The 22173-nt window shown below is 63.7% G+C and carries 22 protein-coding genes and 1 tRNA gene; 19 read left to right on the forward strand and 4 right to left on the reverse strand.

From position 1 onward, the window contains the following. Positions 1 to 81: 81 nt before the first annotated feature. Genes PH603_RS14420 through PH603_RS14485 form a run of 14 tightly spaced genes read left to right on the forward strand, consistent with a single transcriptional unit; the run spans position 82 to position 12259 of the window. Positions 82 to 954, forward strand: a complete 873-nt coding sequence (locus tag PH603_RS14420) for a type II secretion system protein N (RefSeq protein WP_289503289.1) — start codon at positions 82 to 84, stop codon at positions 952 to 954. Beyond that, entirely contained in the window at positions 951 to 2906 is a 1956-nt protein-coding gene (gene gspD, locus PH603_RS14425; RefSeq protein WP_289503290.1) for a type II secretion system secretin GspD, read from the forward strand. The genes PH603_RS14420 and gspD overlap by 4 nt, the downstream gene beginning before the upstream one ends. After that, positions 2906 to 4405 (forward strand): type II secretion system ATPase GspE, encoded by a 1500-nt coding sequence (gene gspE / locus PH603_RS14430; RefSeq protein ID WP_289503292.1) that lies wholly within the window; start codon positions 2906 to 2908, stop codon positions 4403 to 4405. The genes gspD and gspE overlap by 1 nt, the downstream gene beginning before the upstream one ends. Then, positions 4405 to 5622 (forward strand): type II secretion system inner membrane protein GspF, encoded by a 1218-nt coding sequence (gene gspF / locus PH603_RS14435; RefSeq protein WP_289503295.1) that lies wholly within the window; start codon positions 4405 to 4407, stop codon positions 5620 to 5622. Before gspE ends, gspF begins: the two co-directional genes overlap by 1 nt. Before the next feature lie 18 nt (positions 5623 to 5640). Continuing rightward, positions 5641 to 6099, forward strand: a complete 459-nt coding sequence (gspG, locus tag PH603_RS14440; RefSeq protein ID WP_289503297.1) for a type II secretion system major pseudopilin GspG — start codon at positions 5641 to 5643, stop codon at positions 6097 to 6099. A 6-nt stretch (positions 6100 to 6105) separates the two neighbouring features. After that, complete coding sequence (locus PH603_RS14445) at positions 6106 to 6585, forward strand: prepilin-type N-terminal cleavage/methylation domain-containing protein (RefSeq protein WP_289503299.1); 480 nt, start codon at positions 6106 to 6108, stop codon at positions 6583 to 6585. Next, complete coding sequence (gspI, locus tag PH603_RS14450) at positions 6582 to 7064, forward strand: type II secretion system minor pseudopilin GspI (RefSeq protein ID WP_289503301.1); 483 nt, start codon at positions 6582 to 6584, stop codon at positions 7062 to 7064. The genes PH603_RS14445 and gspI overlap by 4 nt, the downstream gene beginning before the upstream one ends. Next, entirely contained in the window at positions 7061 to 7684 is a 624-nt protein-coding gene (gene gspJ / locus PH603_RS14455) for a type II secretion system minor pseudopilin GspJ (RefSeq protein ID WP_289503303.1), read from the forward strand. Before gspI ends, gspJ begins: the two co-directional genes overlap by 4 nt. Next, on the forward strand, positions 7681 to 8670 hold the full coding sequence (gene gspK / locus PH603_RS14460) for a type II secretion system minor pseudopilin GspK (RefSeq protein ID WP_289503305.1): 990 nt from the start codon (positions 7681 to 7683) through the stop codon (positions 8668 to 8670). Before gspJ ends, gspK begins: the two co-directional genes overlap by 4 nt. Next, the gene (gene gspL, locus PH603_RS14465; RefSeq protein ID WP_289503306.1) at positions 8667 to 9782 is read left to right on the forward strand and encodes a type II secretion system protein GspL; all 1116 of its coding nucleotides are present in this window, start codon (positions 8667 to 8669) and stop codon (positions 9780 to 9782) included. Before gspK ends, gspL begins: the two co-directional genes overlap by 4 nt. Beyond that, positions 9779 to 10273, forward strand: a complete 495-nt coding sequence (locus PH603_RS14470) for a type II secretion system protein M (RefSeq protein WP_289503308.1) — start codon at positions 9779 to 9781, stop codon at positions 10271 to 10273. Before gspL ends, PH603_RS14470 begins: the two co-directional genes overlap by 4 nt. Further along, entirely contained in the window at positions 10270 to 10986 is a 717-nt protein-coding gene (gspN, locus tag PH603_RS14475; RefSeq protein ID WP_289503310.1) for a type II secretion system protein N, read from the forward strand. The genes PH603_RS14470 and gspN overlap by 4 nt, the downstream gene beginning before the upstream one ends. Positions 10987 to 10988: 2 nt before the next feature. Further along, on the forward strand, positions 10989 to 11495 hold the full coding sequence (locus PH603_RS14480; RefSeq protein ID WP_289503312.1) for a hypothetical protein: 507 nt from the start codon (positions 10989 to 10991) through the stop codon (positions 11493 to 11495). Between the two features lie 11 nt (positions 11496 to 11506). After that, positions 11507 to 12259: a type 2 periplasmic-binding domain-containing protein gene (locus PH603_RS14485; protein WP_289503314.1), complete on the forward strand. Its 753-nt coding sequence runs from the start codon at positions 11507 to 11509 to the stop codon at positions 12257 to 12259. Positions 12260 to 12331: 72 nt separating this feature from the next. Here PH603_RS14485 and PH603_RS14490 read toward each other — a convergent pair. After that, positions 12332 to 12406, reverse strand: a tRNA-Gln gene (locus tag PH603_RS14490). Positions 12407 to 12565: 159 nt separating this feature from the next. Here PH603_RS14490 and PH603_RS14495 point away from each other — a divergent pair. Continuing rightward, positions 12566 to 13564, forward strand: coding sequence for an NAD-dependent epimerase/dehydratase family protein (locus PH603_RS14495; protein WP_289503316.1), 999 nt, complete (start codon positions 12566 to 12568; stop codon positions 13562 to 13564). Here the strand turns inward: PH603_RS14495 and PH603_RS14500 are convergent. Genes PH603_RS14500 through PH603_RS14510 form a run of 3 tightly spaced genes read right to left on the reverse strand, consistent with a single transcriptional unit; the run spans position 13561 to position 17879 of the window. Further along, positions 13561 to 14421 carry a 4-(cytidine 5'-diphospho)-2-C-methyl-D-erythritol kinase gene (locus PH603_RS14500; RefSeq protein ID WP_289503318.1) on the reverse strand — a complete coding sequence of 287 codons (861 nt, stop codon included), beginning with the start codon at positions 14419 to 14421 and terminating at the stop codon, positions 13561 to 13563. The two genes, PH603_RS14495 and PH603_RS14500, sit on opposite strands and share 4 nt — an antisense overlap. Before the next feature lies 1 nt (position 14422). Continuing rightward, on the reverse strand, positions 14423 to 16195 hold the full coding sequence (locus PH603_RS14505; protein WP_289503320.1) for a tetratricopeptide repeat protein: 1773 nt from the start codon (positions 16193 to 16195) through the stop codon (positions 14423 to 14425). A gap of 25 nt (positions 16196 to 16220) precedes the next feature. Then, entirely contained in the window at positions 16221 to 17879 is a 1659-nt protein-coding gene (locus PH603_RS14510; protein ID WP_289503322.1) for an electron transfer flavoprotein-ubiquinone oxidoreductase, read from the reverse strand. 308 nt (positions 17880 to 18187) lie between these two features. Between PH603_RS14510 and PH603_RS14515 the strand changes: the two genes are divergently transcribed. From PH603_RS14515 to PH603_RS14530, 4 genes are all read left to right on the forward strand, one after another. Continuing rightward, positions 18188 to 19057: a uracil-DNA glycosylase gene (locus tag PH603_RS14515; RefSeq protein WP_289503324.1), complete on the forward strand. Its 870-nt coding sequence runs from the start codon at positions 18188 to 18190 to the stop codon at positions 19055 to 19057. Continuing rightward, complete coding sequence (locus PH603_RS14520) at positions 19054 to 20925, forward strand: lytic transglycosylase domain-containing protein (protein ID WP_289503326.1); 1872 nt, start codon at positions 19054 to 19056, stop codon at positions 20923 to 20925. Before PH603_RS14515 ends, PH603_RS14520 begins: the two co-directional genes overlap by 4 nt. A gap of 43 nt (positions 20926 to 20968) precedes the next feature. After that, positions 20969 to 21463, forward strand: coding sequence for a nuclear transport factor 2 family protein (locus PH603_RS14525; RefSeq protein WP_289503328.1), 495 nt, complete (start codon positions 20969 to 20971; stop codon positions 21461 to 21463). Between the two features lie 86 nt (positions 21464 to 21549). Further along, positions 21550 to 22161, forward strand: coding sequence for a PAS domain-containing protein (locus PH603_RS14530; protein ID WP_289503330.1), 612 nt, complete (start codon positions 21550 to 21552; stop codon positions 22159 to 22161). Positions 22162 to 22173 lie beyond the last annotated feature (12 nt).

Consider the following 22173-nt stretch of genomic DNA (forward strand, 5'->3'; position numbering starts at 1 on the left):
CCACCGGGACTGTCATGAATTTGAAACAGGGACCGGTCAGGTTGGCGCCGACATGAGACATACCAACCGGATCTATCATTCATGACAGACCAGACGGCAGCGCCTGCAGCAGCCCTTCGGCAACCGGCCCCGGCCAGCCTTTTCCGCCGGCTGGTGGAGCTTGGCCTTGTCGTCATGCTCGGCCTCGTGGCCGCCCATTTTGTCTGGCTCATGGTCGCCCCGGCGAGTCGCCTGCCTGCCCCTGCTGCGGACCTGCAATCAGCCGCAAGCTTCACCCGGAAGCCCGCAGAAAAGCTCGATCTCGGCATCCTTACCCGCTTCGATCCCTTCAACCGCAGCCTCGCGGCCCCGGTGACTGAAAGCGCGGAAGCCGCCCCCGAGACGAGCCTCGATCTCAAGCTTTTCGGGGTTCGGCTTTCGGATGACCCGGCGCATTCCAGCGCCATCATCCAGACCGGCGGCAAGGACCAGAGCGTATACCGTCCCGGTGACGAAATCCTCTCCGGCGTACGACTCGACCGGGTTTATGACAACCGGGTCAGCCTCAGCCGCGCCGGTGTGATCGAAACGCTGTCGCTGGATGACGGCAGCGGCCCGATCCTCGGCGGCAACACGCCCGCCAAGGTTGCTACCGCAGTTGGCCCGGCAATTGCCGCGAACGACCTGAAGTCGGTGCTCAGGCAGGTGCGGCTTGTGCCCCGCCGCGAGGGCCAGCGCATCACCGGCTGGCAGATCGATACCGACGGAAGCCCGGCAGGTGCAGCTGCCCTTAAATCCTATGGCCTCGAGCCCGGCGATGTCCTCGCCAGCCTGAACGGCGAAACGCTCGGCAGTGCCGAAGACCTCACGGATGCCCTTTCGGAGATTGACCGCACAGGCAGCGTCCGCCTTGAAATCGAACGCGCCGGCAAGCGCATTCCCCTGACCCTCAGTTCAGAAAGCAATCCGGCATGATCACACGCCTTCACCGGTTCGCACGCCCTGCCCTTCTCGCTGCCCTGATGCTGGCGACCCCGCCCCTGATGGCGGCGGAAGATCATCTGTTGAATTTCAGGGATGCGGATGTGCGTGCCCTGATCGACGATATCGCCATGATCACCGGCCGCACCTTCATCGTGGACCCGCGCGTGAAGGGCAAGGTTACCGTCATCTCGCGCACCCCGGTGCCGCAAGGTGAAGTGTTCGACGTGTTCCTCTCCGCCCTCAAGGCCAACGGCTTCACGGCCTTTGCCACCGCCAACGGCGCCTGGAAGATCGTGCCCGAAGAAGGCGCCGCCTTCGACGCGCAGCCGGTTGGCAAAGGCACCGGCGACCAGATGGTCACCCAGATTTTCCGCCTCAGCCATATCGACACGATCAGCGCCCTCAATACCGTCAAGCCGGTGGTGAACCCGCAAGGCCGGGTGATCGGCCACCGCACGCAGAACTTCCTTGTTGTCGTGGACTATGCCGCGAACATGGACCGCGTGGCCAAGCTGATCGCCGGGATCGACGCCGACAAAAGCGTGGTCGAACTCATCCCCCTGAAGCATTCGTCGGCGGCCGAGATCGTCAATATCCTGGCCACCCTGCGCGGTGGTGCGAACGGCGAGGCCCCGGACAGCGCTTTTGCCGCCGTGCCGGTCACCTCCTCCAACAGCGTGATCCTCAAGGGGCCTGCCGAGGTCGTCTCGCGCATGAAGTCGCTGGTTGGTGACCTTGATAACCGCAACGAGGCACAGGGTGACCTGAAGGTGGTTTATCTGAGCCACGCGGACGGCGAGGCGCTGGTGCCGATCCTGTCCGAAGTCAGCCAGTCGCTGGCGTCGGCACAAGGCGAAGCAACGCCCGGCACGCGGCGCGCCACCGTCAGCTTCCACAAGGCGACGAACGCCCTTGTCATCAATGCGAGCCCCGAGATGCAGCAGACGCTTGAAGGCGTTGTCCGGCAGCTTGATATCCCGCGTGCGCAGGTGCTGGTGGAAGCCATCATCGTGGAAATCTCGGATAACGCCGCGAAGGAACTGGGCCTCCAGTATATTCTCGCGGGCGGTGAAGGATCGTGGATCCCCTTCACGGCCACCAACTATTCGAACACCGCCCCGAACGTGCTGGCCGCCACTGGCGCCCTCGTCCTCGACAAAAAATATGGCGACGACGAAGACGGCCCGTTCTCGGACGGTATCAAGGCCCTTGGCACCGCCGCCGTTGACAGCTTCCTCGGCATGAACGGCTTCGCGGGCGGCATCGCCGGCCAGACGAAAGACGGCACGCTTTTCGGGGTGATCCTGAATGCTGTGGCCTCGGATACGGGCTCCAACATCCTCTCTACCCCCTCGGTGATGACGATGGACAATGCCGAAGCCTCGATCCTTGTGGGCCAGGAAATCCCGATCACCACGGGTGAAGCCCTCGGCAGCGCCAACACCAACCCCTTCCGCACCATCGACCGCAAGGAAGTGGGCGTGAAGCTGGCCGTCACCCCCCAGATCAATGAAGGCGATGAAATCCGCCTCAATCTGGAGCAGGAAGTCTCGAGCGTATCAGGCCCTGTCGCCGCCAACTCGACCGAGCTTGTCACCAACAAGCGCGAGATCAAGACGACCGTCTCGGTGCGCAACGGCGAGATCATCGTGCTGGGCGGCCTGATCGAGGAAAACGAGCGGGTCTCGGTCGAGAAAGTGCCGCTCCTTGGCGATATCCCTGTCCTTGGCCGCGCCTTCCGCAGCGAAGGCAAGCGCAAGCAGAAAACCAACCTGATGGTCTTCCTGCGCCCGACCATCGTGCGCAGCGCCAGCGACCTTGCCGCCGTCACCAGCCGCAAATACGGCCTGATGCGCGACCAGCAGGTGAGCCGCAGCAAAACGGGCGAATCCTCGCTGGATGCCATGATGCAGGATGTGATCGGCAGCGGGGTGCAGAACTGATGACCGACATGGCCGCCACAAGCCTCAGCTACGCCTTCGCGAAGGCGCATGGGCTGGTGCGCCTGCCGGATGATGGCACCGGCGGCATGCGGCTTGGCATGCGCGGGCGGGCAGCCCCCACAGCCCTTCTCGAGGCCCGCCGGGTGCTTGGTCGCGCCTTTCAGGTGGAACCGCTCGATGACACCGCGTTCGACCGCTGGCTTTCGGACCTCTATGGTGCCGACACCATGGCCCGCGCGGCGCTTGCTGACGAGCTCGGCAGCGAGCAGGCGCCAGGCCTTGATGGCCTTATCGACGACCGCCCGGACGTGGCCGACCTGCTGGACAGCGAAGACGACGCTCCACTCATCCGGCTGATCAACAGCATGATCGCCGAAGCGGCCAAGCGCCATGCCTCCGACATCCATATCGAGCCCTATGAAAGCCGCCTTTCGATCCGTTTCAGGATCGACGGCGTACTCGCTGAAATCATGGAACTGCCAGCCCGGCTGACGCCAAGCTTCACCTCGCGCCTCAAGGTCATGGCGCGGCTTGATATCGCCGAGAAACGGGTGCCGCAGGACGGGCGCATCTCGTTGACCCTCGGCGGCCGGGTGATTGACGTGCGGGTCTCCACCCTTCCCTCGCGGCACGGCGAACGGGTGGTGCTGCGCCTGCTGGATCGTTCCGCCGCGCGCTTCGACATCGAGGCACTGGGCATGGAAGACGAAACGCTGGATGGCTTCAAGACGGCCCTTGCCGAACCGAACGGCATCCTCCTTGTCACTGGCCCCACGGGCTCGGGCAAGACAACCACGCTTTATGCCGGGCTTTCGCTCCTCAACGACACCAGCCGCAATATCCTGACCGTGGAAGACCCCGTCGAATATGCGCTTGAAGGCATCGGGCAGACGCAGGTGAATGCCAAGGTCGGCATGACTTTCGCGGCAGGCCTGCGCGCCATCCTCAGGCAAGACCCTGACGTGGTGATGGTCGGCGAAATTCGCGACATGGAAACCGCCGAGATTGCGGTGCAGGCGAGCCTCACCGGTCACCTCGTGCTATCAACCGTTCACACCAACAGTGCCGCCGGCGCCATCACGCGGCTGCGCGATATGGGGGTCGAGCCCTTCCTGCTGGCGACCAGCGTCAAGGCGATCCTCGCCCAGCGGCTGGTGAGACGCCTGTGCGACCATTGCAAGGCCCCCTATGACGCCGACAAGGCCGAGCGCGCCGCCGTTGGCAAACCCAAGAAGAAAGACCTGACGCTCTACAAGGCCTGCGGCTGCAGCGCCTGCAACAACACGGGCTATCAGGGCCGGATCGGGCTTTACGAGCTGATCACGATTGATGAGACGATCCAGAAGCTGATCCATGACGACGCCACCGAGGCCGAGATTGCCGCCCATGCCTTCAAGGGCCGCGATACCCTTTCGGAAGCGGGCGCCAAACTGGTGCGCAAGGGCATGACGACCATCGAAGAAGTGATGCGCGTGGTGCGCGCGCATGGGGATGCCTGATGCCTGCCTTCGATTTCGAAGCCCTGGATACAGATGGCCGCGTCAAGCGCGGGGTCCTTTCCGCCGATAGCGCGCGGGGGGCCGCGAAGGCGCTGAAGGACCGCGCCCTGTTGCCCGTCAAGATCGAGCCCGCCGCCAAAACCGGTGGCGAGGCGAAAAGCTTCGGTTTGCGCTCGGGCCGCCTGTCGCACCGGGATATCACCCTTGTCACCCGCCAGCTTTCGACGCTGATCGGTGCCGCCACCCCGGTTGAGGAAGCGCTGAAGACCGTGGCCGAACAGGCCGAGAAGCCGCTCGTCAAGCGCGTGCTTCTGGATGCCCGCACGGGCGTGAGCGAAGGCCGCAAGCTTTCAGCCGCCCTCGCCACCACGAACGCAGGGTTCGACCGGCTCTATGTGGCGCTTGTGGCCGCCGGGGAAGGCTCCGGCAGCCTCGGCCCCGTGATGGAACGGCTCGCCGATCATCTGGAAAAGGCGCAGGCGATGCGCGGCAAGGTGACAGCCGCACTCGTCTATCCCATCTGCCTTGCTGTCACTGCCTTTCTGGTCGTCACCATGCTGATGAGTTTCGTGGTGCCCAAGGTGGTCGATCAGTTCAGCCACATGGGCGCCACCCTCCCGGCCCTCACGCGCGTCATGATCGCGCTTTCCGCTTTCATGCGGGAAGTTGGCCCCTTCCTGCTGGTGGCTGCCGTAATCGCCGCCGCCGCTTTCGCCCGTGCCCTTAAAAGCTCCGCCTTCCGGCTGAAGGTCGATGCCTTCCTGTTGCGCCTGCCGCTGGTTGGCAAGCTGATCCGCTCGCTCGCCGCCGCCCGCCTTGCCCGCACGCTTGCCACCCTTATCGCCTCCGGCGTGCCGGTGTTGGATGGCATGAAAGCGGCAGAAGCTGTTATCGGCAACGGTGTGATCCGGCAGGCGGTGGGCGCCATGCGCGACCGCATCACCAATGGCGCCAGCCTTTCGGCTGCCCTCAGGAGTGAAGCCGTACTCCCGGCCATCGTCACCCACATGGCGGCTGCGGGCGAAAACTCGGGCGCGCTCCACACCCTCCTCGCCAAGGCGGCGGACTATCTGGAAGCCGAGTTTGAGCGCTTCACCTCCACCGTCCTCGGGCTTCTGGAGCCCGCCATCATCATTGTCATGGGCGGGATCGTCACGCTGATCGTGCTCTCGATCCTTCTGCCCATCCTGCAGCTCAACACGCTCGCCTTCGGCTGAGCGACAAGGAACCGAAAGATGCTGAAAACGCTGCTGAAGAAACTGAGAAAACAGGCTGCAAAGGACGAGGGTTTCACCCTTGTTGAAGTGATGGTGGTGATCGTCATCATCGGGCTTCTGGCCACGGTCGTTGTCATCAACGTGCTGCCAAGTCAGGACAAGGCAATGGTCGAAAAGGCCCGCGCCGATATCCTGATCCTCGAGCAGGCGCTGGAGATGTACAAGCTTGATAACCTGACTTATCCGACCACGGATCAGGGTCTTGAAGCGCTTGTCACCCCGCCCGCCGGCCTCTCGCGCCCCGAACGCTACCGCCCCGGCGGCTATATCAAGCGCCTGCCGGACGACCCGTGGGGCAATGCCTACCAGTATGCCACCCCCGGCGAGCATGGGTCGGTCGATATCTTCTCGCTCGGCGCCGATGGTCGCATGGGCGGGGCCGACCTTGCGGCCGACATCGGCAACTGGAAGGGATGATCCCTGATGGGTGGCAGGCGGGCATCCAGTGACGCGGGCTTCACGCTCGTTGAGGTGATGGTCACCGTCGCTCTGATGGCGCTTGCCTCGGCGGCTGTTGTCCTCACCCTGCCACGCCTGAACCCGAGCCCTGAAGCGACCGCAGAGGCCACCCGCGACCGCCTTGCCGATATCGCCGCCCGCGCGGTGATCGGCGGCGAGATCATGGGCGTGGAGGTCGACCATGACGGCCTGACACCGCTCTATCGCCGCGACGGCCGCTGGGTCGAGGCTGGTCCACGCTGGATCGCCGAAGGGGCAGGCCTCGCCCTTGAAGGCATCCCGGCGGAAAAGGGCGAAGACGGCACCCCTCGCCTGCCGGACCTCTGGTTCACGCCGGCGGGCGATGCCAGATCATTCCGCCTCCGTATCGAACGAGACGGTGACACGGTACTCCTCACGGGCGACGAACAGGGGCAGATGCGCCTGACGGGAGAGAAGCCGTGAGCCGCCATTCCTGGAATCCGTTCGTCCTGAGGAGCCCCGTAAGGGGCGTCTCGAAGGACACGCCGCTTGCCCGGTCTTCGAGACGCGGCCATGCCGCTCCTCAGACCGAACGGAGCAACGTGGAATCAGGTTTCACCCTTATCGAAGTGCTTGTCGGGCTTGCCGTCTTTTCGATCGCGGCCCTCGCGCTCCTGTCCGCAACGCGGGAAAGCGTGCGCCATGCCGTGGCACTTGATGCCCGCCTTGGCGCCGATATCGTGGCCGACAACCGGCTGGTTGAAGTGTTGAGTGCGCCCGAGCCCGCCACCGCCGGGCAGCGCACCGGCACGGTCGATCTCGGCGGTCGTCGCTACGATTGGGCCGAACGGGTCCGTCCCCTTGAAGGCTTCGGCGTGATGCAGGTTGAGGTTTCGGTGCGCGAGGCGGGCAGCGAACAGGTAATCGCCAACGCGTCGGGCCTTCGGGAGGTATCGCGGTGACACGCCAGCCTTCAGACGCCGGTTTCACGCTCATCGAAACGCTCGTCGCCCTTGCTGTCTTTGCCATTCTGGCGGCCGGCACCACAACACTGATCGGGCAAAGCTTGCGCACCCGTGACGCGGTCGGTGACGCCACCAACGCCCAGGCCGAACTGACGCTCGCCCGCGCCATATTGAAGGATGATCTTCTTTCTGCCGTCGCACGCCCGGCCCGCGACAAGTTCGGCGGCGCGACACCCGTTTCCCTCTCTGCTGGCAGCGTGGAGGCGGACGCACCGCTCCTGTCGCTAGTGCGCCGGGGCCGCGCCAATCCGGGCATGGCAGAGGACCGCACCAGCCTTCTTTATGTCGAATACCGGTTCGAAAATGGCGCCCTTGTCCGCCGCACCCGTGCCCGCGTCGATGCCACGCCGGAAACACCGGTGAGCGACCGCGTGCTGCTGACCGGACTTGAAGCCGCAAGGTTCGAAATACTCGGCGCCGGGGGCTGGGTCGGCAACTGGAAGGCCGGTGACCTGACGGCCGGCGGCTTGCCGATTGCCGTCGCACTTGTCACCGATGCCGCCAAGGATGGCTCTTTGCGGCAGCTTTTCCTCGTCAGCGGCGAGGTGCGGCGATGAAACCCGAAGCCCCCATGGCAAACGACCGCGGTGCTGTGCTGATCACTGTTCTTCTGATGGTGGCCTTGATGTCGGTCATCGCCGTCGGCCTGTCGGGTCGCGTTTCAGCGCTCATCGCCCGCCAACATCTCATCGAGACAGGCTCTGCCGCGCGGGAAGCGGCCTTGTCTGCCGAGACCTTGGCAAAAGCCGTGCTGCGCCAGTCTTTCGCGCTGAACAACAACCGCACCACGCTTGACGCGCCCTGGGCGCGGCCAGCCCATTTCATGACCGAAGCAGGCCGTATCGACGGCCAGATTTCGGATGGCGGCAATTGTTTCAATCTCAATAGCCTCGTCTCCGGCGAAGGGTCGATCCGGCAATCGAACCCGGCCGCGCAGGCCGAGTTTGCCCGACTGATGGCGCTCCTCGGCCTCAACCCGGCCGAAGCCGAAGCGATTGCCGCCGCTGCCGCCGACTGGATCGACGGCGATACCCGCCCCAATCCGCGCGGGGCGGAGGATTATGACTATATGGCCGCCAGTGTGCCCCACCGCGCCGGCAACACGCTGATGGCGGATGTCAGCGAATTTCGCGCCGTGAAGGGGGTCACGCCCGCCGTCTATAGCCTGCTGCGCCCCTATCTGTGCGCGCTGCCGGTGACCGACCCCGCGCCCCTCAATGTGAATACGCTGATGCCCGCTGCCGCCCCCGTGGTCGCCGCCCTGTTCCCCACTGACCCCGATCTTGGCCGCATCATGGATGCCATCGCCTCGCGCCCGGCGGCTGGCTATGGCGCGCCGGAAGAATTCTGGCGACTACCTCCCTTCCGGAGCCTGACGGTCGGGGACGAGATCAAGGCGCGCACCAGTGTGCGTTCCCGCTTTTTCATGCTTGTTGCTGCCGTCAGCCATGCAGATGCCCGCATCACGCTGACCGCCCTTTTTGATGCGACGGGCAAGGACGATGTTCGCCTTGTCAGCCGCCGGTTCGGAGACGAAGAATGACCGACCCAGTCCTGATCCTGATCGCGGACCCCACCGACCCCGGCGCGTGGCGCTGGGCGCGGGTCGGGGCAGATGGTCGCCTGATTGCCTCCGGCACCGGTGATAGCGCCAGTCTGCCCGGCAAGGGTGACGAGCGTGTCGTGCTGGTGCTGGCGGGTGAAGCCGTGCGGGGCCGCCGGATCGACCTTCCTGCCAAAACCGACGCGCAGGCCCGCGCGGCCCTCCCTTATCTTCTGGGCGATGAACTGGGTGACAGTGCCCGCAGCCTGCATTTTGTGCTGGATACGGGCGGCGCCGGCGAGCGTTCGGTTTACTGGACGGAAGCAGCCCCGCTCGCGGCGCGCTTGGCGGCCCTTGAAGCCCGCGACCTGACGCCGGACCTGATCACCGCCGATTTCATCGCCCTGCCCGCCACCATCACGCCTTACGCACTGGCGGACGGGGAACGCGCCATCCGCGTGGCGCCGGAGCCGACCGAAGGCTATGCCGCGGACCTCGGCCTTTTGTCGCTGCTGGACCCCGACCTTCCAGCCGAAGCCCTGATGCCCGTCCGGCTGGACGGCCTTGCCTCCCGCCTTGCGGAAGGGATCGCCCGTTATAGCGGCCCCGATTTCCGGCAGGGTGCCTTCGCGCCGCGCCGTGCGTGGGGTGAAATCTGGCTGGTGTGGCAACGCGCTGCGGTGCTGGCCTTGGCGCTTCTCGTTCTCGCGGGCGCCGTGGTGCTGGCCGAAGGCTTCAAGGCCCGCAGTCTAGCGGACGAGACTGACGCGGCAACACAAGCGGCACTGCGCGATGCCTTCCCCGATGTGCGCGGCCTGCCGCACCTGCAATCGCGGCTCAAAGCCTTGCGTGGCACTGGCGCTGACCCGTTCCTCGCGCTTTCCGCCCGGCTGTTCGCGGCTGCTGAAACGGTGGACGGCGTGATGGTGAACGGCCTGCGCTTTGACCGGAGCGAAGGGCGCCTTTCAGCGGCCATCAGTGCTGCGAGCTTCGGCGATATCGAACGCCTGAAAGCGGCAGTGGCCGAGCGCGGCGCCACCTTCACCGAAGGCGCTTCCCGGCAGGAAGGTGGCCGCATCATCAGCGAAATCACGATCGGAGAACGGCCATGACTGCAGCCCTCAAGCCCGTCACCGGCTGGTGGAACGGCCTGTCGCCGCGCGAACATCTGATGCTTGGCGGCCTTGGCATCATCGTCACGTTGCTGATCCTCTGGTATGCCATCGCCGCCCCGCTCCTTGCATGGCGTGCTGAAGGGATCGACACGCTGGATGCCGCCCGTCGCGATGCCGCCTTCGTTGAAAGCGCGATTGCCGAGGCTGCAACCCTTGGCACCACCCAGCCCAAGGTGGCAACCGGCGATTTGCGCGCCAGCATTTCCGAAAGTGCGCTCGCCCGCGGTGTGCCGATCAGCCGCCTACAGCCCGAAGCGGCGGGCGGGATCAATGTCTGGGTTGAAGGTGTCACACCGACGCTTCTCTATGCCTGGCTTGCCGAAATCGAAAAGACCTACGGCATCGGTACGGCCCGCGCCGTCATCTCCCGCGCTGCCGATGGTGGCGGCCTCACTGTGCAATTGCTGCTGACAGGGGCGGGGTATTGAACCAGCGGACACTCCTCGCCACCGGCCTCGCAGCTTTCGCCATCGGCCTTGTTGCCTGCCTGCCCCTTTCCCTTTTCCTGCCTGCTTCAGGGCAGGATGGTCTCCATTATAACGGGGCAAGCGGCACGGTGTGGCAGGGCGGCAGCGTTACGGGTGTGCGTTACAAAGGCGTGCCGGTTGGCACTGTCGATATCGAGCCCTCGATAAGCGCCTTGCTGACCGGTGCCATCGGCGGTGACATCCGGGTGCGGGGCAGCTTCCTGAATGGCACGGGCCATGTTTCTGCGGGCGACGGGATCGTGGCGCAGGATGCGTCGCTCCGCGTTGCCCTTGCCGGGCTGCAACTTCCCTTGCCGCTGGATGGTGCCCTTGAGCTGGCCGGTTTCAACGCCCGCATCGAAGGCGACCGCTGCGTCGAGGCCTCGGGCAATGTCCGCCTTGTTGCTGATCTTGCAGGCAATGCTGGCCTGCTGCCCCCGCTGCGCGGCACAGCGGCGTGCGAGGATGGCCAGCTTGTCCTCCGCCTGCAGGGCGCTGCCCGCGGCACCAATCTCGGGTTAGCCGCATGGATTGCCCCCGTCGGCGGCTACCACCTCACGGCGGACCTTGCCACGACAGAGGCTGACATCCGCCGGGTTCTCCCCTATATGGGCTTTGTTCAGGCCGGGAATAGCTTTAAGCTCGAGATCAAAGGCCGCTGGCAGGGGGATTGACGATGCGTTTGTTTACGGCTGTTGTAGCAGGCGCCGGCCTCATGCTTTCGGCCTGCACCGGCACCACTAACACACCGCCTGCTGCGCAAGCGCCAGCCGCACCTGCAGCCCCATCCGAAGAAGGCCCCGCCGGGCGTATCGGCACCCTGCCCCCGCAGGAACTGGCGGATGGCACATGCGGGCTTTATCTTTTCGCACGGGAAGTCGGACGCCGCCTTGTGTTCGTCTCCGACACCACCAGCACTGACGCCCGGATGCAGATCGACGGCAGACCTGCGCAGCTCACCCGTGTGTCAGCCTCCGGCACGGCTGCCGGGCGCTTCTTCCCTGAAATGCGCTACGAGGCAGGTGGGGTCACCGTCAGCGTCAGCTATGTGCCCGAAATGAATGGTAACCTCAGCGGCGGCGCCGTCATCCGCGAGGGCCGCCTGACCTTCGCCGATGCCTCCGGCTGGTCCTATGTGATGCCCGTGGCCGGGCTTATCGCCTGCCGCCCGGCGCAGGAGTGAGGAAACAGGCAATGCGGATACCGCTGCGTATTGTTTCCTGCCTGATGGCCAGCCTCTGGCTCTATGCTTTGCCGGCAACTGCCGAGGATAAGCTGCCGGTCGTCGATATCTATCTGGACCGCGGGACAGAAGTCCTCATACGCAAGGACCGGGACCGTTACGCCGTTGCAGCGGTCGACAAGCTGAAACGCTTCATGGACCGCACCGGGCTCAGATACCGGCTGCGATACCTGCCGTGGTCGCGCGCCATGCGGCTTATCGAAAAGAACCCGAAAGCGCTGATCTACCAGTTGCTGCGCACACCGGAACGGGAAGAACGCTTCCACTGGATCATGCAGGTATTTGACGGCGACGCCCTCCACCTGATCGCGCTCGACACCACCCCGGAAGCCCGGCTGAAGCTGCCGGAAATTCTGAAGGGCAATACGCTGATCGGCTGCCAGAAAGCGACCGCGCACTGTGATGTGGTACGCAAGCTTGGCGTCTCCGAAGAACGGATCATGGAAGTCCCGGCGGCTGTGCCGACAGCACTCGAGCAGATGCTGCTGCGCCAGCGCGTGGATTTCATCATCGCCTATAAAAGCACCGCGCGAAGCAATTTCGATGCGCTTGGCGAAGATCCGGCGCGCGCCGTTTTCATCACACCACTCGACAGTTCAGACGACTATCTGGCCGCTCCGGCCGGTATCGATCCCGCCATTCTGGCCAAGCTTTTGGCTGTGCCGCTGGCTGACTTTCCGCTCCTTGAAACACCGTCGCGGTGAACACACGAGCAAAAGGCGATCAAGGCCACAGGTTGCAGCTTCGGGCGATTTTGAATTTTCAGGGGAAGGTGGTGGCTGGGGCGGCAGGATTCGAACCTGCGAATGGCGGTACCAAAAACCGCTGCCTTACCACTTGGCGACGCCCCACCAGCGGTGTGGCGCGGTTTTATTAGAAGTACCCGGCGCTGTAAAGCCCCTTTTCAACAAATTTTGGGCGGGTATCGCCCCTCGCGCGTTTCCCCTGCCCGAAGCGCTTGCCTGCTTGCCCCGCATGGTTAAAGTGGGGGAGAAAACGGAGGCTTATCCATGACGATACTCATCACCGGCGCGGCCGGCTTCATCGGCTCGCACGTGGCGGCGGAACTTCTGGCGCGCGGTGAACGAATCGTCGGCCTCGACAATATGAACAGCTATTACGACCCCGACCTGAAACGCGCCCGCCTCGCGCGGCTCCATGACAAGGGCGATTTCCATTTCATCCCGCTGGACCTTGGCACCGATGGCGGGCTTGTTCGCGCCCTTGGCGAACACAAGTTCAAGTCCATCGTGCATCTGGGCGCACAGGCGGGGGTCCGCTATTCGATCGACAATCCGGACGCCTATGTGCGCTCGAACCTTGTCGGGCACATGAATATCCTCGAGCTCGCCCGGCACACGGATGGCATCGAGCATCTGGTTTATGCCAGTTCTTCCAGCGTTTATGGCGGCAACACCAAGCTGCCTTTCTCGGAAAATGACGCCGTGGAAACGCCGGTCTCGCTATATGCCGCCACCAAACGCTCCAACGAGATCCTCAGCCAGTCCTACAGCCACCTCTATGGCATCCCGCAAACCGGCCTCCGCTTCTTCACTGTTTACGGGCCATGGGGGCGCCCGGACATGGCCTACTGGCTCTTCACCGAGGCGATCCTGAAGGGTGAGAAAATCCGCATCTTCAACAACGGCGATATGGGCCGGGATTTCACCTATATCGACGATATCGTGGACGGCATCCTGCGCGTGCTGGATCACCCGCCAGCCGCCAGCGACAGCAAGCCGCTGTTCGGCGGCGGCAAGGCCCCGCACCGGGTTTACAATATCGGCAATAACGAGCCCGAGCGGCTGATGGACATGATCTCGATCCTCGAAGCCGAGCTCGGGCGCGAGGCCGTAAAGGAATTCGCGCCCATGCAGCCGGGCGACGTGAAGGAAACCTATGCCGAAATCTCGGCGATTTCAGGTGACCTCGGCTTCAAACCGACCACGCCCCTGAGCGTCGGCCTCAAGAAATTCGTCGCCTGGTACAAGGACTATTACGACGTCTAAGCGCCTATCCTATCCGCCATCAGCCACCAATCCGGGTGACGGGCGATAAGGCTGCGGGCAGCAGCCCCAGCCTCCGCTTCGCTATCGAACAGCGCAAAACAGGTGGCGCCGGAGCCGGACATGCGCGCAAGGCGCACACCATGAAGCGTTTCAAGCGTCTTCAGCACATCCGCGATTGCCGGCAGCACGTTGATGGCGGGCCCGGCGAGACTGTTCCGGCGCGCCTTCACGGCTTCAAGGTCATAGGCTGCAGCCGGTGGCAATCCGGCATCAAAGGCCTTGCTTGCCTCCCTGTAGGCCCTGAAAACTGGCGGCGTTTCAAGCGGCAAGCCCGGATTGGCGAGGAGGATACCCTTCGGCCCCTCATAAACCACCGGCATAAAGCCCTCCCCCACGCCCTCGACAAGGATAGGCCGCCCGGCGAGGCAAGCCGGTACATCGGCACCGAGCTGGATACCAAGGCGAGCAAGGGCGGCATCATCAAGCCCCGCGCCCCAGAGGTCATTCAGGCCCCTCAGGGCAGCTGCAGCGTCAGCCGAGCCGCCGCCGATCCCGGCGGCCACCGGCAGGTTTTTGGTGAGGCGGATCGCCGCCTTCGCGGCAACCCCTGTTTCTGCTGCCAGCAATCGGGCCGCACGCAGGACGAGGTTGTCATCAGCCGCCCCGTCAAGCGCGCCCGCGAACGGGCCATCAATGGTGAGTGCCAGGTCATCGGCTGGCGCGAAGGTCAGCGTGTCGCCGTGCGCCGTGAAGACGAAAAGACTGTCGAGCAGATGATAGCCATCGGCGCGGCGCCCGGTGATTTCCAGAAACAGATTGACCTTGGCTGGCGCCGTCACCATCAGGGCCGGGGCCATGTCAGGGCGTCCCGGCGTCCGGCTTGGCGAGCGGCGGCAAGCCCTTTTCAAGCTTTTCCAGAAGCTTGGCCTTCAATTCGTCATTCGGCTTTGCATCGAGCGCATGACGCCACTGGAAGCGCGCCTCGGCCAGCCGCCCGGCACGCCAGTAGGCATCGCCCAGATGATCGTTGATCGTCGCGTCGGTCGGCTCCATCCCGACGGCTTCTTCGAGGGTCAGAACCGCCTGCGCATAATCGCCGGTCAGATAATAGACCCAACCCATGCTGTCCCTGATGAAACCATCCTCCGGGCGTGCCGCCATGGCCTTGGCGATCATTGCCTTGGCCTCGTCGATATTCTGGCCGCGGTCGATCCAGCTGTAGCCGAGGTAATTCAGCACATTGGGCTCGTCGGGGTTCAGCTTGTGGGCCAGCATCAGGTCGGTTTCTGCCTCCAGCCAGCGGCCAAGCTGCTCGTAACAGATGCCGCGCGCGAAAAAGACGAACCAGTCGGCAGGCACCGGCGCCGTGATCGTGTCAATCACCTGACCGTAATAGACGATGGCTTCCTCGAAGGCGGATGCTTCACGCTTCAGATCACCAAGCGAGGTAAGGTACCCCCGGTCTGCCGGTGCTTCCACCAGCATGTCCTTGAGGATAGCCTCAGCATTGTCGGTCTCGCCAGCGGCCTTCAGGGCAGCAATCCGCCGCGCCTGGGCTGCACGCCACAGCGGGTCGCCGCGCGGCACGGTCGCAAAAGCCTGCGCCGCATCCTGCGGGCGGTTCACTTGCTCAAAAAGCGCCCCAAGCAGCAGATAGATGTCCGCCACGTCGGGCGTCAGGTAACTGGCGAGCCGCAGATAGACGACCGCTGCCTGCGCGGTGCGCGCCTGTGCAAACTCGGACCCCAGCCGGAACAGTAGCAAGCTGGCACCACCAAGGGGGGTCGCCGCAGTCTGGCTCGGCGCCCCAAGGTGGCTGAGGCGCATGGCTTCGCGCATCAGGTAACCGTTGCCACGGAACCGCTGCGTTGCATCCGTCAGGATCAGGCGAGCCGCATCGCGGTTGCCAAGCGCAATCTGCTGCTGGGCATAGGCCACAATGGGCTGCATCGAAACCGGGCGTTCTTCGGTCGTCAGGCGCTTGTAGACTTCCTCTGCGCGGGCTTCCTCGCCCAGATAATCAAGGATATAGGCCAGATGTTCTTCGGCGATCGGCTTGATGCGCTCGTCTGCCAAAAGGGGCGCGAGGGTTGCTTCTGCCTGCACCAGATCCTTCTCGGCAGCATAGGACCAGGCCTTGAGGACGGGGTTTAGCACCAGATCGAAGCCATCGTCTTCGCCTTCGGTCAGCAGCGTCCTGAGCCGCGCCCAATCTGCACCGCGATAGGCGCCAACCACCCGCATCATGAAGACGATATTGTCATCCTGTTCAGGCGGCAGTTCGGCTGCAAGGGCTGCCGCGTCATCCAGCCGGCCCGAAAACAACAGCTGATAGAAGGCACGCTCGGCGACAAAGGCGCTTGAAGGGTCAAGCGCCAGTGCCTCCAGATAGAAGGCTGCCGCCGCCGCATTCTCGGAATTCTCCTGCGCGAGCGTCGCCGACAGGAACGGCCCGAAGCCGCTGTCGGTGGCGCCCATGTCGTCCTCGACCGTGAATTCGCTATAGAGCGGCGGGGTGGCTGGCGCCGGCGCGAGCTCCGGCCTGCTGCCGCCCGCGCAGGCGGCAACAAGGAGGGAGATCGCGAGCACGGATGCGCGCCCGGCCATCGGAACGAAAACTGCCTTCATCATTGTCCCGGCGGGCCCGCCGGTCCTCTTACATGTTCGGGTAATTGGGACCACCGCCGCCTTCCGGCACCACCCAGTTGATATTCTGGGTCGTGTCCTTGATGTCGCAGGTCTTGCAGTGCACGCAGTTCTGGGCGTTGATCTGGAGGCGTTTGCCGCCTCCTTCACCGTCCACGAATTCATAAACGCCAGCCGGGCAGAAGCGCTGCTCGGGGCCCGCATAATCTGCCCAGTTGATCTTCACGGGGACGGTCGGGTCCTTCAGCGTCAGGTGGCAGGGCTGGTCTTCTTCGTGGTTGGTGTTCGACAGGAAGACGCTGGTCAGCTTGTCGAAGCTATAGACGCCATCCGGCTTCGGATAGTCGATCGGCTTGCAATCCTTCGCCTTCTTCGTGGCCTCGTTATCCTTGTGGCCGTGACGGAAGGTCCAGGGGATCAGCGCGCCGAGGCCGAGGCTGTTGAGCCACATGTCGAAACCGGAATAGAGCGTGCCGAGCGTGACACCGAATTTGGTGAGCGACGGACGCGCGTTCCGAACCTTGTGCAGGTCCCTGTAAATCCAGCTTGTCTTGAAGGCATCAGCGTAGGAGGTCAGCTCCTTCTCGCCTTCCGAGCCTTCAACGAGGGCGTCGAAGGCCGCTTCAGCCGCCAGCATGGCCGACTTCATGGCATTGTGGGTGCCCTTGATGCGCGGCACGTTCACGAAACCGGCCGCACAGCCGATAAGCGCACCGCCCGGGAAATGCAGTTTCGGGATCGATTGCAAGCCGCCCTCATTGATCGCCCGTGCGCCGTATGCCACGCGGCGACCACCCTCTAAGATCGCTTTCACGGCGGGGTGCGTCTTGAAGCGCTGCATCTCGTCGAACGGCGAAAGATAAGGGTTCGCGTAATCAAGCGTCACGACAAAGCCGATGGCGACCTGATTGTTTTCCTGATGATAGATGAAGCCACCGCCGGCCACATCCGAAAGCGGCCAGCCCTGCGTGTGAATCACGGTGCCTGCCTTGTGCTTGGCGGGGTCGATATCCCACAGTTCCTTGATGCCGATGCCGTATGTCTGGTGCTCGACACCCTCACGCAGGTTGAAATGCTTCTCGAGCTGCTTGGAGAGCGAGCCCCGGCAGCCTTCAGCGAACAGCGTATATTTGGCATGCAGTTCCATGCCCGGCTCGTAGCCATCCTTGTGGGTGCCATCGCGGCCCACGCCCATGTCGCCGGTCGCCACGCCTTTCACGCGGCCATCCTCATGGAACAGCACTTCGGCGGCGGCGAAGCCGGGGTAAACCTCAACGCCCAGCGCCTCGGCCTGCTCGCCCAGCCAGCGGGTGAAATTGCCCAGCGACAGTGTGTACATGCCCTTGTTGGACATCAGGGGCGGCAGCAAGAAGTGCGGGAAATCAATATGGCCGGTTTCTGACAGAATCCAGTGATGGTTGTCGGTGACAGGTGTGTTGAGCGGTGCGCCCTTGTCTTTCCAGTCAGGGATCAGTTCGTTAAGCGCGATGGGGTCCACCACGGCGCCGGAAAGGATATGCGCGCCAATCTCCGAGCCCTTTTCGAGCACGCAGACGGTCAGTTCCTGACCCTTCTCGTTTGCAAGCTGCATCAGCCGGATCGCCGCAGACAGGCCGGACGGGCCGCCTCCTACGATCACAACATCAAATTCCATGGATTCGCGTTCCATGTTTTACTCCCCTGAATGACTAACGGCGGCGCGCCGAACGGCAATAAAAAATCTCGGCAAGCCTGCCTCTGTTGACCCATTCCGGCGCGTTTGTGTCCGGCCCTGTCCCTTTGATTTTCAGTGTTTATGCCCCGCCCCGGCAGCAAGGTCAAACGGTTGCAGCGAAATCTGTGTTTATGTGAACGGGCGGGTCTCGAAAAAAGCGGTGCGTGGCTGGACAGGGCCGCTATATAGTGATTGCCGTGGACAACGCCGTGGGGGCAGGTCCTGCGATTTGTAACAGTGAACGACAGGGACCGCCCAACTCGATGATGAACCGGGGCAACGAGATCACGTCCGATATGGACCCCGCCTTCCTGCTTGCCTGGCATGTGGAAATGGGCGCGGATGAAGCTATCGGTTTCGATCCTGTAGACCGCTTCACAGCCCCTTCTGCCCCCGAAATCCGCATGCCTGCTGCACCGCGCCCGGCCGCTGCCGACGGCGCCCCGCGCACCGTGGCCGATATCGTCGCCCCGACTGTGCCCGTGGCTGGCCCGCGTGTGATCGAGGCGCGCCCTGTGCAAAGCGTGATCGGCGCGGGCCCGGCTGAAGCCGTCCGCGTTGCCGCCAGCTGCAACAATCTTGAGGAACTTCGCGCCGCTATCGAGGCTTTCGATGGCGGCACCTTGAAGCGCGGCGCCAAATGCACCGTCTTTGCCGATGGCGTGCCGGGCGCGCCACTGATGGTCGTCGGCGAAGCGCCGGGTGCGGACGAGGACCGTGAAGGCCGCCCCTTCGTGGGTGCCTCCGGCCAGTTTCTGGATCGCATGCTGGCCGCCGCCGGACTTTCGCGCCAATCGAACGTCTATATATCGAATGTTGTACCGTGGCGCCCCTTGGGCAACCGCACGCCGGACCCGGCGGTGATCGCCATGTGCCTGCCCTTCCTGATGCGGCATATCGAGCTTGCAAAACCGCAAGCCCTTCTCCTTGTTGGCAAAGTCCCGACAGGCGCACTTTTTGGCAGCGACGATGGCATTACCCGCCTGCGCGGGAAGATGCGCGACATCACCGCCGGGGGCTTGACGCTGCCTGCCATGCCCACATACCATCCGGCCTTCCTTTTGCGCCAGCCCGCCCAGAAAGGCCAGGCGTGGCGCGATCTTCTGACCATTCGGGAAAGGCTGACACTTTGAAGACGTGGCGTATCGGCAAATGGCGGAATAGCTGTCTCGGCCTGACCCTCGCCGCCGCCCTTGTGCAGCCGGCACTGGGTGCGGACGCGCCAGCCCCCGTGGCCGTCGCTGCCGCGAGCACGGCGCCCGCAGCCAGCATGCCGATCACTGTAGCGGTCCCGAAGGCCCTGTCGGATGAAGACCGCGCGCGGTATGAACGTATCTTCGCGCTCGTCAATGCCGCCAACTGGAAGGCGATGGACGCCGAAGTCGCCAAGCTGAAAGACAAGTCCCTGATGGGGCATGTGCTTTACGGCAAGCTGATGCACCCGACCGGATACCGATCTACCTATGCCGATCTTTCCGGCTGGCTTGAGATGTATCCCGATCATCCGAACGCATGGCTTATCTACAAGCTCGCCAAGCGGCGGCAAGGCAAGGCCAAGCCGCCACGCCTGCCGGTCGATCCGCAATATCCGAACGTAACCGGCCACACCGGCAACAAGGGCCTGCCTGTACCGAAGCGGTCCAAGGCATCGAGCCGCGAGGTCGCCCTCCTGAAATCGCAGGTGCGCACCTATGTGAAATCCGGCCAGCCGGAACGCGCCGAGAAGCTTTTCTGGGTTACCGACGACAAGAAGATCATGGCGGGCCACGAACGCGCCGCCCTGCTGGAGCGGATCGCCGCCAGCTATTATTATCAAGGCAACGACAAACGCGCCAAATTCACGGCCGGGCTTGCCGCCAAGACCGACCGCAAGAACGAACCGACCGCCGACTGGACGGCCGGCCTCGCCAGCTGGCGCCTTGGCGATTATGAAAGCGCCTACAAGCATTTCGCCGAAATGAAGGGCTCGTCGAAGCGGCTTTCCAGCTGGCTTGCTGCCGGTGGCCGTTTCTGGGCGGCGCGCGCGGCCTATCGCACCGGGCGTGACGACAAGGCCGAGGAATTCCTCAGGAGCGCAGCGCTTGAATATCCCGAAACCTTCTACGGGCTGCTGGCGGCACGCCAGCTTGGCATCCAGCCGAAGTTCGACTGGTCCCTGCCGCCCCTGACCCCGAGCGGGCTTGAAAACCTGAGCCGCTTCCCGTCCACCCACCGCGCGCTTGCGCTGCGCGAGCTTGGCCGCGACGACATGGCGGACGAGGAACTGCGCCTTCTGTGGGGCCGTCAGGGTACCGCTGTGCAGGACGACCTGCTGGCGCTCACCGCCCAGATCAACCTGCCGAACCTGCAGATGCGCCTCAGCCGCGCGGGCGGCGGCAAGGTGAAAGTGCCGACAGGGGCGCGGTTCCCGCTGCCTGACTGGGAGCCCGTGGACGGCTTCCGGATCGACCGGGCACTGATCTATGCGATGGTCCGACAGGAAAGCGACTTCCGCATCCAGGCGCAAAGCTATGCCGGTGCGCGCGGCCTGATGCAGGTGATGCCGGCGACCGCCAGCTACCTGACCCGCGACAAGACGCTTTTCAAGCGCAATCAGCACCGCCTGTATGAGCCCGAGTTCAATATCGCGGTTGGCCAATATTATGTCGAATATCTGCATGATAACGACGTGGTCGGCGGTGACCTTCTGAAGCTGCTGGCGGCCTATAACGGCGGCCCCGGCACGCTGAAGCGCTGGGTCGGCGAGGTACGCTTCCAGAACGATCCGCTGCTGTTCGTTGAATCGCTGACCTTCCACCAGACCCGCGATTATATCGAGAAGGTGATGGCGAACCTCTGGATGTACCGGATGAAAATGGGCCAGACGACCGCAAGCCTTGATGCGCTTGCCGCCGGCAAATGGCCCGGTCTTGAGCATTTCGATGAAGATGTGCAGGTCGCCCGCGCCAATGGCGATGCCCGTCCGCCTGCTACCCGCCAGCTTGGCCGCGACGCCAAGTGACCCTGCCCGCGCTGCCGGGCTTCCCTGAAACGGAGATTGCCTGATGCGCGCCTTTATCCTTGCCTGCTTCACCCTCGTGCTGATGGCCGCACCGGTAACAAACGCGAACGACTCTGCCAAGGACAAGGCGCTCATCAATGCCATGCTCAATCACCTGCATGCAGCCGCCGCCAATGCCGACTGGCCGGAATATTTCGGCCTTTATGCCGACGACGCCACCTTCCTTGGCACCGACAAGACCGAGCGCTGGGACATGCCTACTTTCAAGTCTTACGCGGCCCAGACGAAGGGCTGGAAATACACGATGACGGAACGGCACATTGATCTTTCCGCCGATGGCAATGCCGCCTGGTTTGATGAACTTCTGTGGAACGATGCCTATGGCGTCAGCCGCGGGACCGGCGCACTGATTCGGGGCGATTCGGGCTGGAAGATCGTTCAGTATCATTTGACATTCCCGATGCCAAATGACCTCGCCAAACGATTCACCGAAGAAATTCAAACCTTTGAAAAAAATGCTGCAGCGCAGGAAAAGTGACAATTTTTTCAAAGTCTTGATGCAGTAACAAAGGCGCGTCATGCTTTCCTTGTCCCACGATGGGACAGATGGTTGAGGAGAGCACCATGGCACTGCCTTCTGCACTCGACGAGATCATCGGCATCTGGCGGGCCCTGCCCCGTAAAGCGGGCGCCTTGTTGCCCTGCCGCCGTGCACTTAACCCCCGCGATCTTGCACGCGCCCTGCCGCGTGTTGCCCTGATGCAGCGGCGTGACCGCTATGACATCCAGGTCGGGATCGTGGAAACCCCCTTCGACGCACACTGGTCGGAAGGGATGGCCGGGTTTAACGCCTTCGATATTGCCGACAGCGACATGCGCGAGAATATCGCCCGCTTCTGCGACGCCATCCTTTCGCAGCCCGCCGGCGCGTGGGTCGAAGAGAAAGTCGAAGCCATGGGCGGCGGCGAAGCCACCGTCTCCACGCTATACCTGCCACTCACCGACCGGCAGGACCGCGCGACCTATATCATGGGCTGCTCGGTAAGCGACCGGCCGGCAGCGCACCGCTCGCTCCGGGAAAAGTTAGTGCCCACACCATCCGCCATTGCGGCTGTCCGCTTCTTCGATATCGGGCAGGGCAAACCGAGCGTGGCATTCGAGCCCATGACGCGCATCAGGGGCACTGGCCTGAAGGAACGCTTCATGGACCCGGCGACGGTGGAAGCTTCCCTATAAGCGATTGCCGGG

Source organism: Gimibacter soli, assembly GCF_028463845.1.
In the GTDB taxonomy this organism is placed as follows: Bacteria; Pseudomonadota; Alphaproteobacteria; order Sphingomonadales; family Kordiimonadaceae; genus Gimibacter; species Gimibacter soli.